The following is a 14851-nucleotide window of genomic DNA, read 5'->3' as shown; positions in this document are numbered from 1 at the left end:
GGGGTCAGGGCCCCGGGGGGTTAGAGGGCGGCGCGGGTTCGGGTCACCGCTTCGGCGGCGGTGGCCAGGATCTGGTCGGGGGGCGCGGCGAGGGTCAGGTCGGCGGTGACCACGCGGAGCTGGTCGGGCAGGGCCAGGTCGCTGGGGAGGCGGGGCACCTCGCGGCGCGGCTCACCGGCCGCGTCGGCGGCCAGGTTGGCGATCTCCTGGACCAGCTTGTGCACCAGGTCGGCGCGGGACACGTTGCCGCCGTCGGCCTTGGCCGACCAGCGCGGCTGCTGCCAGTGCCCGACCTGTCGGACCAGCAGGGTCACGGCCCGGTCCAGTTCCGCTGCGCTCATCGCCGCCGAGTCTACGGCGGCCCCGGGCCCCGGCGCGGCAGGCCGGAACGGTCAGCGGCGCACGTAGCTGAGCAGGCGGAGGATCTGCCAGTACAGGAAGATCAGCCCGACCAGCAGACCGAAGGCGCAGTACCAGGCGTAGCGGCGGGGCAGCCGGTTCGCGGCCGACCGCTCGACCAGGTCGAAGTCGAGGATGAAACTGAGCGCGCCCGCGATGATCGCCACCACCGAGAACAGGTACGGCAGCCAGCCCACCCGGTCGCTGAGGCTGTAGACGACCACCCCCTGCCGCCCGGTGAACAGGTACGCGAACAGGTTGACCAGGCCGATCGCCACGATCCCGACGAGCGTGCCGATGACCAGCCGGGCCAGGCGCGGGGTGGCGCGCACCAGCCGGGTCCGGTAGAGCACCGCCATGCCGAGGAAGACGCCGAACGTGCCGACCACGGCCTGCGCCACGATGCCCGGGTAGACCATCTCGAAGGCGCGGCTGGCCACCCCGAGCAGCAGCCCCTGGAGCACCGCGTACCCGACGATGACCGGCGGGCTGGTGATCTGCTTCAGCGAGATGACGAGCACCAGGGCCAGGCTGGCCAGCGCGCTTCCGGCGAGCGCGGCGGAGATCCACGCGGCCTGCGGCACCACCACCCAGGACACCGCCGCCGTGACGCCGGCGACCAGCAGCAGCCCCACGGTCCGGCTGACCACGTCGGCGACCGTCATCGTGTCGGCGGTGCCGACCCCGAGCACCTGCCGCTCGGCGCGGCCGACGTCGTCCAGCCGGTCCAGCACCGGGTTGGCACTGCGCACCGTGACCACCTCCCGCCCACGTACCCGGATCCCACTCTGCCCCGGGCGGCGCGGCGGGGACGGGGAAACGGCGACGCCCGCCGCCGCGGATGCGGCAGGCGGGCGTCGTCGGGGAGGGCGTGATGTCAGTCGTCGCCCTGGAAGTAGCTGAGCAGCCGCAGGATCTCGATGTAGAGCCAGACCAGGCCGACCACGATGCCGAAGGCGGCGGTCCACGAGTAGCGCTGCGGGAGGCCCATCCGGACCCCCTCCTCGATGTCGGCGAAGTTGAGCACGAAGCTCAGCGACGCCACCACGATGCAGACCAGGCTGAAGCCGATCGCGAGCGGGCTGCCGTCACGCAGGTGCGTGTTGACGCCGAACAGTGCCAGCACCAGGTTGACCAGCATCACGCCGAACAGGCCGGCCATGATCGCCACCATGATCCGGGCGAACTTCGGCGTGGCCCGGATGATCCGCGCCTTGTAGATCATCGCCATCAGGAAGAAGACGCCGAACGTGGCCACGACCGCCTGGAGCACGATGCCGTCGTAGAGCGACTCGAACGCCTTGCTGACCATGCCGACGAAGACGCCCTCGATGATCGAGTACGCCACGACGAGCGCCGGGTTGGCCATCCGCGAGAACGAGATGATCAGACCGAGCACCAGGCCGACCACGGCGGCGCCGATCCACGCGACGCCGACCAGGGAGTCCGGCACGAGCACCCAGGCCGCCGCGGCCGAGGCACCGAGGATGGCGAGCATGAGGACCGTCTTGACGACCACGTCGTCGAGGGTCATCGGGGTCACGGTGGGCGGGGCCACCGGCTGGCCGTAGCCGCCCGGGTAGGGCTGGGCGTAGGGCTGCTGGGGGTACTGCTGCTGGGGGTATCCGGGCTGACCGTACGGCCCGGGCTGGGCGTACCCGGCCGCCCGCTCACGCTCTGCCGCCTGGCCGAGCCGGGCGAGCACCGGGTTCGAGGTCTTCACTTCTCAGGCCTCCCTCAGGGGGTCGATCGCACGTAGACGTGCTACTCCAGGGTAGACGTGGGCGCAAACGCGCGTGCTACCGCTAGCTGTGGGAAAGCTGAGAGTTCACGTGCCCGTGCAGCTGAACAGCTGTGCCTGAGCTCCGCGCGACGAGATCACCGCCGTTGCGGGGAAACACGAGCAGTGATTGACTGGGCACACAACAGCTCTGGGGGCTCTCTAGTGGCGGCCGACATCCCTTGGCGAGACAAGACCTGGGGAGCGGGGACTTTCCTGGGGAGCCTGCCCCCGGATGCGGCTCAGAGGCTGGTCAGAAGTGGTATACAGCGTCGGTTCACCGCCGGCCGGGTGATTCTACGCGAAGGATCGACAAGCTCGCACGTCTTCCTGCTGGTGAGTGGCTTCGTCAAGGTGACCACCTCGGTCGAGGGCATCGAGACGCTGCTCGGCATCCGGCTGCCGGGAGAGGTGGTCGGCGAGATCGGGGCGCTCACCGGCGAACCACGGAACGCGACAGTGATCGCCTGCGGTCCGCTCATCGTCAGCCAGTTGAGCCGAAGCGAATTCGACGCCTTCCTGCGGCAGCGACCCGATGCGGCCACCCTGATCGCCGCCGCCGTCACCCGGCAGCTGCGCTGGGCGAACCGTCGGCGCATGGAATTCGCAGCGTTCCCGGCGCACATCCGGCTGGCCCGCCTTCTCGCCGAGATCGCCGAGGTCTGCGGCCGGGAGCGGTCGGACGGCAGCACCGAGCTGCTGGTGTCGCTGAGCCAGTCCGACCTGGCCGCGATGATCGCCATCGCTCCGGCCACCATGCAAAAGGCGTTGCACTATCTGCGCGACCGCGGGCTGATCACCACCGGCTACCGCCGGCTCGTCGTCACCGACCTCGCGAACCTCCGGTCGATCGAATCCTGAGCCCGATCTGCGAGACCCCCTATAAGTAGGCGGTCTGACGCCGGAGTCGGAACCACCATCGGGCATACGAGCTTAATCGGGGAGGATCGATGGGTTTCCGGCGGATGGCTGTCTATGCACTGATCGGAAGAGAAGACGAGCTCGGCCGGATCGCTCGGCTGATCGACAACCTGCGCGTGCGCAGACCCACAGTGCTGATCCTGGAAGGCCCGCCGGGCAGCGGCCGCACCCGGTTGCTGGACGAGACCACCGGGCTGGCCCGGCGACGTGGCGTCACGGTTTTCGAGGAGCCGGAGTGGGCAGGTGCGATCGGCTCGCAGCAGATTCTCAGAACGGTAGGCGTGCGGCCGGCACCGATGCTGTTCGTCACCGACCATCCGTGCCGCATCGGCCCAGGCGCGTGGTCGGTGCCGGAGCAACTCGCCGAGACCACGCCGATACTGGTCGCCCTCACCTCGCAGGTCGGCGGCATTCCGCAACTGCCAGCGGCCGACGTGCACCGGATCCGGCTGACCCCGCTGGCGTCCGCCGCCCAGGCAGAGTTCGTGGCGCAGACCGTGGGCGGACGCCCCGATCCGCTGCTGATGGACCTGTGCCGGGCCGCGGCCGGACGCCCCGCGGCACTGCGTGAGCTGCTCGTCGGCCTGGAGGAAGAAGGGCTGCTGCGGGTCGACGGCGGCTGGGCAACGCTGCGCGCCGCGCGGCTGCCTCGGCGAACCGAGGCACATCTGCGCGAGCAGGTCGCGTCGGTATCCACGCCGGCCCGGCACCTGCTGCAGGCGGCGGCCACCATCGGGGTGTCGTTTCCGCTGCTTCGGCTGGCCAGGTTGATGGGCATCGCCCCGATCACGATGCTGCCGGCCCTAGAGGAGGCGCTGGATTCGGGCCTGCTCGACGGTGACGGTGAACGACTCGCCTTCGGGCACGATCTGGTACGGGCCGCGGTGGCATCGACCCTGCCTCGGCCGGTGGCTGCAGCGCTACGGGTGGAGCCGCCCCGGCGGCCTGCCCGGCGCCCACCCGCGTCGACGTCACGCCGGCAGCCGGAACGCGGCCCGGTCGACTGGGCCGCGCTGAGCCCGCGCGAACGGGAGATCGCCCACCTGGTCGGGCAGGCGCTGACCAACCGCCAGATCGCCAACCGCACGTCGATCAGCCCGCACACGGTGAACTACCACCTGCGGCAGATCTTCCAGAAGCTCGGAATCGGCTCGCGGGTGGAGCTGGTTGCGCTACTGCACCGATGGGCGGCAGCAGGCCGTGCCGACGTTCCGCCGACATCATCCTGACCGTGCACCGCCGGGCCGGATGGTCGAGCGCGAGCAAATGGTCGGCCACATGCCACCCGTCTCGGCGTGGCACCCACGCCACCACCGCCCCGATGCCGCACGCGGACCCGATGACCAGGGCGATCCGCTCGTACGTCATGCCCGCACCGCCGATCCGTGGCCGTACAGCCAGTCGTGGCTCGGTAATCCGGCCGCGGCGAGGCGCGCGTCGCGGTCCCGCTGCTCGGGGCCGTCGTCGAGGTGGTGATCGCGGATGCCGACTCGGCTGGCGGCGGCGACCCGGGCCCGCCGGGCGGCGCGAGCCTCCTCGTACCCGGCCAGGCCGGTCTCGGCGAACGCCGCAGCGTCTTCGAGAGCCTGACAGGCGCCTTGCGCCAGGAACGGCAGCAGCGGATGGGCCGCGTCGCCGAGCAGCACCACCCGCCCGTTCCGCCAGGCGGGCCGATGCCGGTCGAAGAGGCCGTGCCGGTCGAACCGGCGAGCGGCGGCCAGCAGCTTCCGCACGGCCGGGTGCCAGCCGCTGAATGCGGCGAGTACCTCGTCGGCCGGAACACCCCGGGCGGCCGGCGGCGGGTCCGGAACGGCGACGGCGGCGACCACGCTGATCGTGCGCCCACCGTCGACCGGATAGCTGACGCAATGCCGCCCCGGCCCGAGCCGCACGACGACACGATCACTGTGCTGCGGCAGCCGCTGAGCCGGGACGAGCCCCCGATAAACGACGTAGCCGCTGTATCGGAGCTGGTCGGCCACGATCGCCCGGCGGGCCGCAGAGCGCAGTCCGTCGGCTCCGACCACCACGTCGGCCGTCATCCGGGAGCCGTCGGCGAGCCGCACGGCGGCCCGGTCTCCGAGATCCTCGACAGCCACACAGGGTGCACCCAACCGCACCTCACCGTGCCGCCGGGCCGCTGCCAGCAGCATCCGGCTCAGTTCCGCCCGGCGCAGTGCGTAGTACGGGGTGCCGTACCGATGCTCGGCCGCCCCACCGAGCTCGACCGCGCCGATCGTCCTGTCGTCCCGCCACCGGCGCAGCTCCCGCGCGGCCGGCCGGGACGCCCCGGCCAGTTCCCTCCCCAGGCCCAGCCGGTGCAGGACCGCGGAGCCGTTCGGCGCGATCTGAATGCCGCCCCCGGCCGTGGACGGCGCCGCGTTGCGTTCCAGGACCAGGCAGCGCACGCCGCGACCCGCGAGCGCGGCGCCTACGGCGAGACCACCGATCCCACCGCCCACCACGATGACCCGCGCGCTCATCAGTAGTACTCCAGGGCTTTGTCCCAGTCCTCGCCGGCGTGGAACAGGCCGCGCGGCTTGACCACATCCGGCTCCGCGGTGAGCAGCCTCTCCGGAACCAGGGCTGCGGGCGGGAGCGGCTCGATCACGGCCCCGATGCCGTGGGCGTACTCCACCGCCGCCCGCAGTTCGCGTGCTGCGGCGTCCCGATGATCCTCCGTGACCTCGATCTGCACGCGAAGCCGGGACTCTTCGAACCGGGCCCGCCAGAACATCACGCCGTACTCGGCGGGCAGCCCGAAGACCAACTCCTCGACGTCGGCCTGGGTAAGGTCCGCGGCTCCGGTCTGCACAGTCCAGGCCGAGCGGCCCAGCACCCGGACCACAGGCAGCGCCCAGCCGCACGGGCAGTCCGGAAAGGACACCTCCACCGAGTCCTCGAGGTTGTAGCGCAGCAGCGGCATCGCCTCGCGGTAGAACGGGGTAACCACCAGCTGCCCGCGTCCGGTAGCGGAGGTGCGTCCAGTCACCGGGTCGTGCACCTCGAACAGGGCACGGTCGGCCCAGAGGTGCAGCCGGCCGTGCGGGCATTCGCCGGCCAGGCTGCCGGTTTCGGTGGCGCCGTACTCCTCGACCACCGGCGCCTTCCAGATCTCGGCGATCCGCTTCTTCTTGGCTGGCCCGAGCGGATCACCGCCGACGAACAGGGCACGCAGCGCCGGGAAGTCGCGGCCCGGCTCTCGCCCGGCGAGCCGCGCGGCGGCCGCCCAGAGGAGCGTGTCGGTCGCCAGCGACCAGGTCAGAGTCACGTCGAGGTCGTGCAAGACGCGGACCACCTTGGCGTACGGCATGGCGAGCGAGCGGTTGTCGGCAGGCACCACGGTCGCGCCGCGGGACCGGGCGGCGGCGTGCGCGAGATGGCCGGTGATCATCAGGGCGTAGGGGGTACGGACCAGGAACATGTCGTCCGCTCGGATGCCGACGTGCTTGCGGGCGTACCGCTCGATCAGGTCCTGCCAGTCGCCCGCCGTGTAGTAGGAGGACGTCGGGACGCCGCTGCTACCGCTCGATTCGTGATAGGTGGCCAACTCGGCCCGGTCTACGGCGAGCAGCCCGAACGGATACGCCTCCCGCAGATCCTGCTTCGTGGTGAGCGGATAGGCGGCCAACTCGGTCCGGTCGGCAGGCACGCCACGCTTGGCGTAGAACGGCGACCGCTCCGCCGCTCTCAGGGCCGCAGCGAGCCGGCTCTCCTGCAGTCTTCCCAGACCGGCCTCATCGGTCCAGGTCACGGCCAACGTCTCCATCAGATGTCACCTCCCAGTATCCGCCGCGCGTTCCCCCCGAGGACGGCCTGCCTGTCGGTCGGGTCGAGGTCGAGCGCGGCGACTTTGCTGAGCTCCACGGCCGGTGCCTGGAGCGGGTACTCGGTGCCGAACAGCACCCGGCGCACGCCAAGGCGCGCCACGGCGAGCCGGGCGGTCACGGTCAGGCAACCGGAGATCTCGGCGAGCACGTTCGGCCGGCCGGCGAGCACGGCCAGCCCGGCCAGGTCCAGTCCGTGGTGCCCGCAGTGCCCCCATACGAAGGTCACCCGCGGAAACCGCTCGGCGAGCCTGGCCAGGTCGGCCGGTCGGCTGCCGGCCTGCGCCACCGTGACCAGGTAGACCGGGTGCCCGGCCTCCTCGGCGACCGCGACCAGATCGGCGACGGCCGGGGCGTCGAGCCGTCCACCGTGTACGGCGGGTGAGATCTCCAGGCCGCGAAAGTCGACCGCGCTTCTCCGGTACACCGGCAGGTCGCGTAGGGGATCGGCGAAGAAGAACGGCAGCAGCCGCCCGTGGGACCGCTCGGCCGCTCGACGGACAGCGTCGTTGTCGGCGGCCGCCTCGGCTCGGCCGCCGCCGTCGATCTGCACGGCGAGCCGGTCGAGCGGGATGATTCCGCCGGCGCTGACCGCGGCACGGTCGATGCCGGCGGCGTCCATCGTCGCGACCAGCCTCGCCGCTTCGCCCTCGTCCGGCCCGAGCCGGGCGTGGAAGTCGATGACGATCATCGCTCGTGACACAGTTCGTCGATCGGGTAACCGACGTGCCGTTCCCGCCCGGGCAGGTGGCCGAGGATCTCGTCACCGGCGCGCAGCTCGGTCGTGTTGCGCACGACACCACCCGGGCCGAGCACCCGGACGTGCCAGTCGTCCTGCACGATCAGGTTGACCGGCTCGCCGTCGGGCGCGGTGGCGGCGATCGCCAGCAGCGGCCGCGTCTCGATCTTGACCCGGCCCACCGTGACCGGCCGGGTACTCCCGTCCGCCCTGACCGCGAGCACGGTGTCGCCCGCGGTCAGCTCGCTGAGGTAGCGGGTGTGCCCGGCATCGGCCAGCGTGTACGACATGATCGCGCCGGCGTTGACCCGGAACGGTCGCGTCGGCATGTACGGCAGCGGATGTGTCTCGCTGACGCAGAGCACCAAGGCCCTGGCCCACGAGCCGACCAGGATGCCCTCGTCCTGCTGGAGGTAGGTGCAGGTGTCGACGCAGGCACGTTCGCCGGTGCCGACGTGCCGGACGCCCTCCACGGTCAGGGTCACCAGGTCGAGTCCGGGCGAGGGCGCATGGACCCGGCTGGCGAGCCGGGTCGCGTCCCCGGGTGCGGGCCGGGTGAGCATGACCCCGTCCGGCCCATGTTCGAGCACGCTGAGGTGCACGATCGCGTCGTCGACCAGGTCGGCGGTGGTGATGATGGTGCCGGCGCTGCCGGCGGCCGCGGCGAGCACGATCTCCATCGGGATGTTGGTGGGATCGCGAAAGGTCAACACGGTCAGGCCGTCGCTGCGGGCCGCGCGGCAAGCGTGATCCAGGCTCTCCGCGTCGGAGATCGTGTGCCAGCCGCCGAACCGTACCCCCGGATGCCGCTCCGCCAGCCGGTTCGGATCACCGTGCACCACCGGGTCGACCAGCACCAGATCGGCGGCGCCGAAGTCGTCGGGGAGCCGGTCGCCAGCCGGTGCGAGCGCCCGGGTCACCGTCGGCGGCAGCGGCGCCAGGTCGGCCGGATCGTCCGCGACGATGGCATCGAACCGCTGGTGGATCGCTTCTTCGCTGACCGCGCGCCGGGTCTCGCCCGTCGTCCTGATGTCGAGCCAGCAAAGAGTTCCGGTCATCGGACACCCACACTGGTTCGGCCGTGCACGATGCCGGCGAGCCTCGCGGTGACCGCGCCGGGGTCGTCGGCGGTGAAGACGACCCGGCCGGCCGCCACGCCACCGGCGCCGGCGCGCAGCGCCTCGACCAGCCGCGCTGTTGCCGCCTCGCCGTCGCCGGCCGCGCCACCGGCGGCCAGCACCGGGACCGGGCAGTTCGCGGTGATCCGGGCGATCGCGGCCGGGTCGTCCGGAAGCGCGGTCTTGACCAGGTCGGCACCGAGTTCGGCGGCCACCGCCAAGGCGTGCGCGACCAGTGCCGGATCACGGCGGTCGACCAGCGGGCCACGCACGTACATCATGGCCAGCAGCGGCACTCCCCAGCGGTCACACTCCTCTGCGGTGGCGGCCAGGTGGGCGATCTGCCGGTCCTCGGTCGCCGAGCCGATGTTGACATGCACGCTCACCGCCTCGGCACCGAGCCGCAGCGCCTCCGCGACCGTCGCCACCGGGTATTTCGCGTCCGGATCGGCCGCCAGGCCGGTACTCGCGTTCAGGTGCAGCACCAGCGACATCGCCCGGAAGCGGTCCGGTCGCACCCGACGCACCGCGCCCTTGTGCAGCACCACGGCGTCGGCGCCGGCCTCGTTGAGCCCGGCCAGCAGACCGTCGAGGGTGCCCCGGTGGGCCAGCGGGCCGGCGCCGATCGCGTGGTCCAGGGGCACCACCAGCAGGCCGGAGGAATCGTGCCGGTAAAGCCGGCGCAGGCGAAGGCGCCGGGCGAAGGATCCGTTGCCGTACACGGGAGTCACCTCTGTTTCCGTTCGGCATTTCAGAACTGCTCCGGACGCTATCGACATCGCGTCGGGCCGCCCACTACTCGAATTGGTAGGTGATCGGCGGCAATCAGAACCATGCAGTTCAGAGCCTCACGGATAGGGACTCCCGGAGATTCGAGTAGTTGCCGTCGAGTCGAGACCGTCACCCGCGCCGCGGAGGCGCCTGGCAATCTCCCGCTGACCGGTGCCGGCACGCCCGGCGTAGCGCCCTTCCGGCGGCGCGAGCGCGGGTTCAATGCGCCGACGACGACACGCCGCCGGCGCCACCCGGGCGGATGCGCCCATCCCGGTGCCGCTCGACGAGGTGAAGCGTCGGCTACCGGACACATCGGCCGGCCGGTGAAGCGGGACTCGGCATCGCCCCGTTTGAGTGACCCTGTGCGGGACGTACACCCGTGGATCACCCTGGACGGCCGGACGTGAACGGTCGGCCTGGACACCTCGTTCAACACCGTGAGCGGCCCCGTCACCGGGACGTCGCCGTTGGTCGCCAGTCCCGTCTAGGGGACGCCTGACCAGGGGACGATCGGTCCACGCGCCGGCCGGGCCCGACGTGCGCTCCATACATTTCCTTGCGGAATCGCTGTGACCGGGGGGCGCCCGACCGTTTTGGATGCAATGCCGACGTCGGCGACGCGCCATCCATTGATCGATTGGTCTCGAACGGCCTCATCCGGCAAGGTGCGCACCGACACGTTTGATCCTGAGTAGTCAGCCGGTCGAAAACGATGCCGAATCGGCCGGTCGGGCGGAGCGCAAAAGCGCACTAGCTTCGGCGCTCGGAACCTCTCGGAAACAACCACCTTGTGAGGGAGACGGTTCGCGCTAGTGAGTGACAACATCATCGGCCGCGCCCGGGAGCTGGCGGTGATCCGCCGGGCGTTGGACGACACGAAGGTCGGCATCGGGGGCTGCCAGGTGATCCTCGGGCAGCCCGGCATCGGCAAGTCGCGGCTGTTGCTGGCGGCCGGCGACCACGCGTTCGAGCGCGAGATCGCGGTGGCCGTGCGCGAGGCGTTCCGGCACGACCTCGCCGCCCCGCTGATCACCCTGGCCGGGGCGCTGCTCGCGTGCAGCCCGCCGACCACGGAGTTCGCCTGGCTGTCCAGACCGGAGGACTCGGAGTCGACCAACTACGCGAAGATCCTCCGGCTGCGCGACTCGCTCGAACGGTACGCGGCCGAGCAGCCACTGCTGATCGTCATCGACGACGCACACTGGATGGACGAGCTGAGCGCCCTTGCTGTCCGCGAACTGGTCCCCGCCCTCGCCTCCTCACCGGTCCGCTGGATGCTGGCCGGCCGATCGCAGCAGGACGGAACACCCGGCGGGCAGACACTGAACTGGCTCGCACAGCGCAGCACGCCGGTCGTCCTCGGCGTCCTCGACGACGAGGAGACGGCTCAGCTGTGCGAGGCGGTGATCGGCACCCCCGTCGACAACACCGTGCTGGCGCTGGCGAGCGGCTGCGGCGGCAACCCGTTGCGGATCGAGGAGTTGCTCTCCGCCCTGCTCGCCTCCGGCCAGCTCGTGGTCGCCGACGGTACGGCCACGGTGACCGGCGGCGACCTTCCGTCCAGCTTCGTGGCGACGATCAACGAGAGGCTGGAGAGCCTCTCGCCGGACGCCCGGTGGCTGGTGCGCGCCACGTCGGTCCTGGGCCGGCCGTTCGGCATCGAGGCGGCGATCCGGTTGATGGGCCGCGAACCCGGACGCCTCTTCGACCTGATCGACGAGGTGGTTGCGGCCGGGATGCTGGTCGAGGGCCAGTACGGCCTGGCCTTCCGGCACGACCAGGTCCGGCTGGCGGTGCAGAGCACTCTCGGCGCGGTGAAGGCCCAACATCTGCATCGGGAGGCGGCCGCTCTGGCAAGCGAGCAGGGTCGGCCGACCTCGGAGAGCGCCGCACATCTGCTGCTCAGCGGCCCGGCCAGCACCCGCGCCGGCATCGAGCTGCTGCGGGGCGCCGCCGCCCGGATCGCCTACAACTCGCCGGCCGACGCCGCGGAACTGATGCTCCAGGCCCTTCACGCTTCGGGGAAGCACGATCCGGAATGGCCGGCGATGGTCGCCGAGACCGTGCGGCTGCTCGCCTCGGCCGCCAAGGTCGCCAAGGCCCAGGAGTTGGGCGAGAACGCGCTGCGGGCCGGACTCGACCCGGCGACGCGGGCCTACCTTCAGCTCGGCCTGGCCGAGGCGGTCAAGCACGCCGGCCACAACGCCAAGGCCGCCGAATATGCCCAGGACGGCCTGAGCAGCCAGGCCTCGCCGGCGACACAGGCACAGCTGCACGGGATCCTGGCCCACGCCACCTTCTATATGAAGGACTACGCCACCGCGGACGCCTCGGGTGCCGAAGCCGATCGGATCGGCCGCGAGCACGAACCCGGCGCGGCCGTCTTCGGCCTCACCGCCCGCAGCCTCGTCGCCCAGGCCGAGGGCCGGCTGACCGAGGCTCTCGGGCACGCCACCGCCGCCACCGAGCTGGCCGACCAGGCCGGGGGCACGGCTCTGCACCGCCACCCGCGGATCTGGCTCGCCAACGCGCTGACCTCGCTGGATCGCTTCGACGAGGCGGAGCTGGAACTTCGCCGCAGCCGCCAGGAGGTCGAGAGCCTCGGCACCCGGTGGGCCCAGCCGCTGCAGCACTACTACCTGGCCGCGCTGCTCACCGCGCGCGGCAAACTGGACGACGCGACGGCCGAAGCGGACGCCGGTGTGACCATCGCCGAGCAGGAGACCGCCTACCAATTGATCGTGCCACTGCTGGGCACGCTCGTCCGGCTCGCCGTGCTGCGTGGTGATCTCGATCAGGCGCACGCCCACGCCGCCCGGATGGCCGAGCTGACAGCCACCGGGATCACCGCTCCACCCGAGGACGTGGAATGGCCTCGGGTGCTGCTGCTCGCCGCCGAGGGATCGATCGAGTCGGCGCTCTCTCTGGCCGACCAGTTCTACGACACGCTGGTCGACCGCCCCACCCTGATCGCGCAGCATCCGGGCGCGGCCGGCGCCCTGGTGCGACTCGCCCTGACTGCCAGCGACACGGATCGCGCCGCGAAAGTCGCCGACGCGGCATCGCGGCTTGCCCGGCGCAACCCCGGGTCACACGCGATGGCCGGTGCGGCTGCGCACGCTGCCGGGCTGCTGCGCAAGGACGCGGAGCAGGTGCACCACGCGGTGAGCGAGTTCCGGTTCATCGGGCGGCCGCTCGTACTCGCCGGCGCACTGGCCGATGCGGCCGTGCTCGGCCGGAGTCAGCGCGACAGCTACGACGAGGCGCTCGTCCTTGTCAACGCGGCCGGGGCGGAGGGCATCCGGCGGTGGTTGGAAGCCGGCGACGGCACGCCGAACCCGGTGAAGACCGAGGAGAGGAGGCTGCTGCCGCTGCTGACCACGGCGGAACGCGAGGTCGCCCTCCTGGTCGCCGCCGGCAAGACCAACAGCGCCGTCGCGGACGAGTTGTTCAAGTCTGCGCACACCGTGGACAGCCACCTTCGGAAGATCTTCCAGAAGCTGGAAATTCACAGCCGGGTCGAGTTGGCAGCCCGGGTCGCCCAGGAAATCGCGCGCAATCCCGGGATCACGTGATAGCGCCATCGGCTCCGCTGGCACAGCATGGCGGGAGGTGACGTCCGCCCAGTCCAGCTGGAGTCGATTGACATGCCCCCTTCGCGTACGCCCGTGCTCGTGGTCGGTGCCGGTCCGACCGGTTGTGTGCTCGCCCTCGAGCTCGCCCATCACGGCGTATCGAGCGTGATCATCGAGAGGGCAGCCGGCTTACCTCGACATCCGGAGCTCAACCTGGTCAGCGGCCGCGGCATGGAATTGCTCCGAAGACTCGGGCTTGCTGAGCGGATCCGGGCGAACAGCGTCGACCCGGACAGCCAGGCCTCGGTCGTCTGGAGCCGGTCGATCGACAAGCCGCCGGTGCTCGTCACGTCGGTGCCGTCAGCCAACGAACTGGGCCGCCGATACGCGACCAGCGCCGGCGGCAACGCGCCGATCGAGCCCTACGTGCTTCTCAGCGGTACCGACCTCACCGCACGGCTGCGTGACATCGTGCGTGAGCACCCCCTGATCGACCTGCGCGAGGGGTGGACGTTCACCGACCTTCGGCTCGAACCGCGGCGGACAATCGCGGCCGTCCTGGACGGCGGCACCCGAACCCGTCACATGATCGAGACCGACTACCTTGCCGGCTGCGACGGCGCGCAGAGCACAGTGCGCCGGTGTCTCAGCGTGCCACTCGACGCCGCGCTCACCCCCGAGCATCACTGCACGATCTATTTCCGCAGCGAACTTCTCACCCGGCGGTTGCCGTCCCGCTCCACGATCATCGCGTCCGGCGCGGCGCTGACCCGCCAGTCCGGCGCTGACCTGTGGATCGGCCAGTTACCGCTGGACCAGGACGAGACCGCGATCACCGACCCGGCCGCCCTGCTGCACCAGCGACTCGGCATCAGCCTCGACGCGTCCCAGATCCTGCAGGTCACCCAGTGGCAGGAGGCGCTCGGCATCGCGCGCACCTATCGCCGCGGCACCGTCTACCTTGCCGGCCAATCCGCGCACCGATTCCACCCACCCAGCGACGCCATCGACATCTGCCTGGGCGACGCCATCGACCTGGGCTGGAAACTCGCCGCCGCGGTCTGCCGGTGGGGCGGCCCCGGCCTGCTGGTCAGCTACGAGGCGGAACGCCGTCAGCGGGCGGTGCTCGAGCGCGAACTGCTGTCGCGGTCGCTCGAGGCCCGCCAACGGTTCCGCCGCCTAGCGGCGGCCGGCGCCTCCCGTGACTACCTGGCCGACGTGCTGCGCGAGGAGCCGCCCCAGATCGACCCGGCGGGTACCTCCCCCAGCGGCGAATACGCCACATCTTCGGTCGTCTGGCACGACGACGATGGGACGGAGAACGCCCCGATCCAACCCGGCAGCCGACTGCCGGCCATCCGCACGCGGGCCGGCCACCAGCTCTACGACATGCTCGGACCGCAGTTCACGCTGCTCGACCTGACCGACGAGCGGGACGGCAGGCCCCTCGTGGACGCCGCCCGTTCCCGCGGCATCCCGATGACCCACCTGAGCCTGCCCGACCTCGCTGTACGCGACCGGTGGCGCACCGGGCTGCTCCTTGTCCGTCCGGACCACCACGTCGTGTGGCGCACCATCGACCGTCCGTCCGATTGGGGCGCTGTTCTTGACGTCGTCACCGGTCACCGACCGCAGGACCACGTGAACACGTGATGTGCCGACGCCTCTTCTCTCGCCACGCTCGTCTGACGCAGGCAACCCCAGCGAAGAGGACCGAT

12 protein-coding genes are annotated in these 14851 nt (G+C 71.2%); 4 read left to right on the top strand and 8 right to left on the bottom strand.

Annotated elements, in window-relative coordinates; translation table 11 throughout:
* Positions 1-20: 20 nt before the first annotated feature.
* From ACN27D_RS20650 to ACN27D_RS20640, 3 genes are all read right to left on the bottom strand, one after another.
* Entirely contained in the window at positions 21-341 is a 321-nt protein-coding gene (locus tag ACN27D_RS20650; protein ID WP_121684823.1) for a hypothetical protein, read from the bottom strand.
* A gap of 51 nt (positions 342-392) precedes the next feature.
* Positions 393-1151 (bottom strand): Bax inhibitor-1/YccA family protein, encoded by a 759-nt coding sequence (locus ACN27D_RS20645; RefSeq protein WP_421499760.1) that lies wholly within the window; start codon positions 1149-1151, stop codon positions 393-395.
* A 125-nt stretch (positions 1152-1276) separates the two neighbouring features.
* The gene (locus ACN27D_RS20640) at positions 1277-2122 is read right to left on the bottom strand and encodes a Bax inhibitor-1/YccA family protein (RefSeq protein WP_302904105.1); all 846 of its coding nucleotides are present in this window, start codon (positions 2120-2122) and stop codon (positions 1277-1279) included.
* Positions 2123-2344: 222 nt separating this feature from the next.
* Here ACN27D_RS20640 and ACN27D_RS20635 point away from each other — a divergent pair, with 222 nt between their 5' ends.
* Positions 2345-3040, top strand: coding sequence for a Crp/Fnr family transcriptional regulator (locus ACN27D_RS20635; protein ID WP_421499759.1), 696 nt, complete (start codon positions 2345-2347; stop codon positions 3038-3040).
* Positions 3041-3129: 89 nt separating this feature from the next.
* Positions 3130-4329, top strand: coding sequence for a helix-turn-helix transcriptional regulator (locus ACN27D_RS20630; RefSeq protein WP_421499758.1), 1200 nt, complete (start codon positions 3130-3132; stop codon positions 4327-4329).
* 135 nt (positions 4330-4464) lie between these two features.
* On the opposite strand, the gene ACN27D_RS20625 is transcribed toward ACN27D_RS20630, so the two are convergent.
* The 5 genes from ACN27D_RS20625 to ACN27D_RS20605 are packed head-to-tail and all read right to left on the bottom strand — an operon-like array spanning position 4465 to position 9506.
* Complete coding sequence (locus tag ACN27D_RS20625) at positions 4465-5583, bottom strand: FAD-dependent monooxygenase (protein WP_421499757.1); 1119 nt, start codon at positions 5581-5583, stop codon at positions 4465-4467.
* Positions 5583-6869 (bottom strand): AMP-binding protein, encoded by a 1287-nt coding sequence (locus ACN27D_RS20620; protein WP_421499756.1) that lies wholly within the window; start codon positions 6867-6869, stop codon positions 5583-5585. The genes ACN27D_RS20625 and ACN27D_RS20620 overlap by 1 nt, the downstream gene beginning before the upstream one ends.
* Positions 6869-7630 (bottom strand): amidohydrolase family protein, encoded by a 762-nt coding sequence (locus ACN27D_RS20615; RefSeq protein ID WP_421499755.1) that lies wholly within the window; start codon positions 7628-7630, stop codon positions 6869-6871. The genes ACN27D_RS20620 and ACN27D_RS20615 overlap by 1 nt, the downstream gene beginning before the upstream one ends.
* On the bottom strand, positions 7615-8724 hold the full coding sequence (locus ACN27D_RS20610; protein ID WP_421499754.1) for a 3-dehydroquinate synthase II family protein: 1110 nt from the start codon (positions 8722-8724) through the stop codon (positions 7615-7617). Before ACN27D_RS20610 ends, ACN27D_RS20615 begins: the two co-directional genes overlap by 16 nt.
* Positions 8721-9506 carry a 2-amino-3,7-dideoxy-D-threo-hept-6-ulosonate synthase gene (locus ACN27D_RS20605; protein WP_421499753.1) on the bottom strand — a complete coding sequence of 262 codons (786 nt, stop codon included), beginning with the start codon at positions 9504-9506 and terminating at the stop codon, positions 8721-8723. Before ACN27D_RS20605 ends, ACN27D_RS20610 begins: the two co-directional genes overlap by 4 nt.
* An 864-nt stretch (positions 9507-10370) precedes the next feature.
* On the opposite strand from ACN27D_RS20605, the gene ACN27D_RS20600 reads away from it, so the two are divergent.
* Both ACN27D_RS20600 and ACN27D_RS20595 read left to right on the top strand, forming a co-directional pair.
* A complete protein-coding gene (locus ACN27D_RS20600; protein WP_421499752.1) occupies positions 10371-13133 on the top strand; it encodes an AAA family ATPase in 2763 nt (920 codons plus the stop codon).
* 27 nt (positions 13134-13160) lie between these two features.
* Positions 13161-14786 carry an FAD-dependent monooxygenase gene (locus tag ACN27D_RS20595; protein WP_421499751.1) on the top strand — a complete coding sequence of 542 codons (1626 nt, stop codon included), beginning with the start codon at positions 13161-13163 and terminating at the stop codon, positions 14784-14786.
* Positions 14787-14851: the final 65 nt, after the last annotated feature.

The organism is Micromonospora sp. WMMD1274, from assembly GCF_049179035.1.
Taxonomy (GTDB): Bacteria; Actinomycetota; Actinomycetes; order Mycobacteriales; family Micromonosporaceae; genus Micromonospora; species Micromonospora tulbaghiae.
Note: the sequence above shows the minus strand (reverse complement) of the source record. Positions and strands in the feature narration are given on the sequence as shown.

Excerpts from the sequence above, each read along its gene's own strand:
- ACN27D_RS20650 (WP_121684823.1), bottom strand. The coding sequence starts at position 341 with ATGAGCGCAGCGGAACTGGACCGGGCCGTGACCCTGCTGGTCCGACAG.
- ACN27D_RS20630 (WP_421499758.1), top strand. The coding sequence starts at position 3,130 with ATGGGTTTCCGGCGGATGGCTGTCTATGCACTGATCGGAAGAGAAGAC.
- ACN27D_RS20625 (WP_421499757.1), bottom strand. The coding sequence starts at position 5,583 with ATGAGCGCGCGGGTCATCGTGGTGGGCGGTGGGATCGGTGGTCTCGCC.
- ACN27D_RS20620 (WP_421499756.1), bottom strand. The coding sequence starts at position 6,869 with ATGGAGACGTTGGCCGTGACCTGGACCGATGAGGCCGGTCTGGGAAGA.
- ACN27D_RS20610 (WP_421499754.1), bottom strand. The coding sequence starts at position 8,724 with ATGACCGGAACTCTTTGCTGGCTCGACATCAGGACGACGGGCGAGACC.
- ACN27D_RS20595 (WP_421499751.1), top strand. The coding sequence starts at position 13,161 with ATGGCGGGAGGTGACGTCCGCCCAGTCCAGCTGGAGTCGATTGACATG.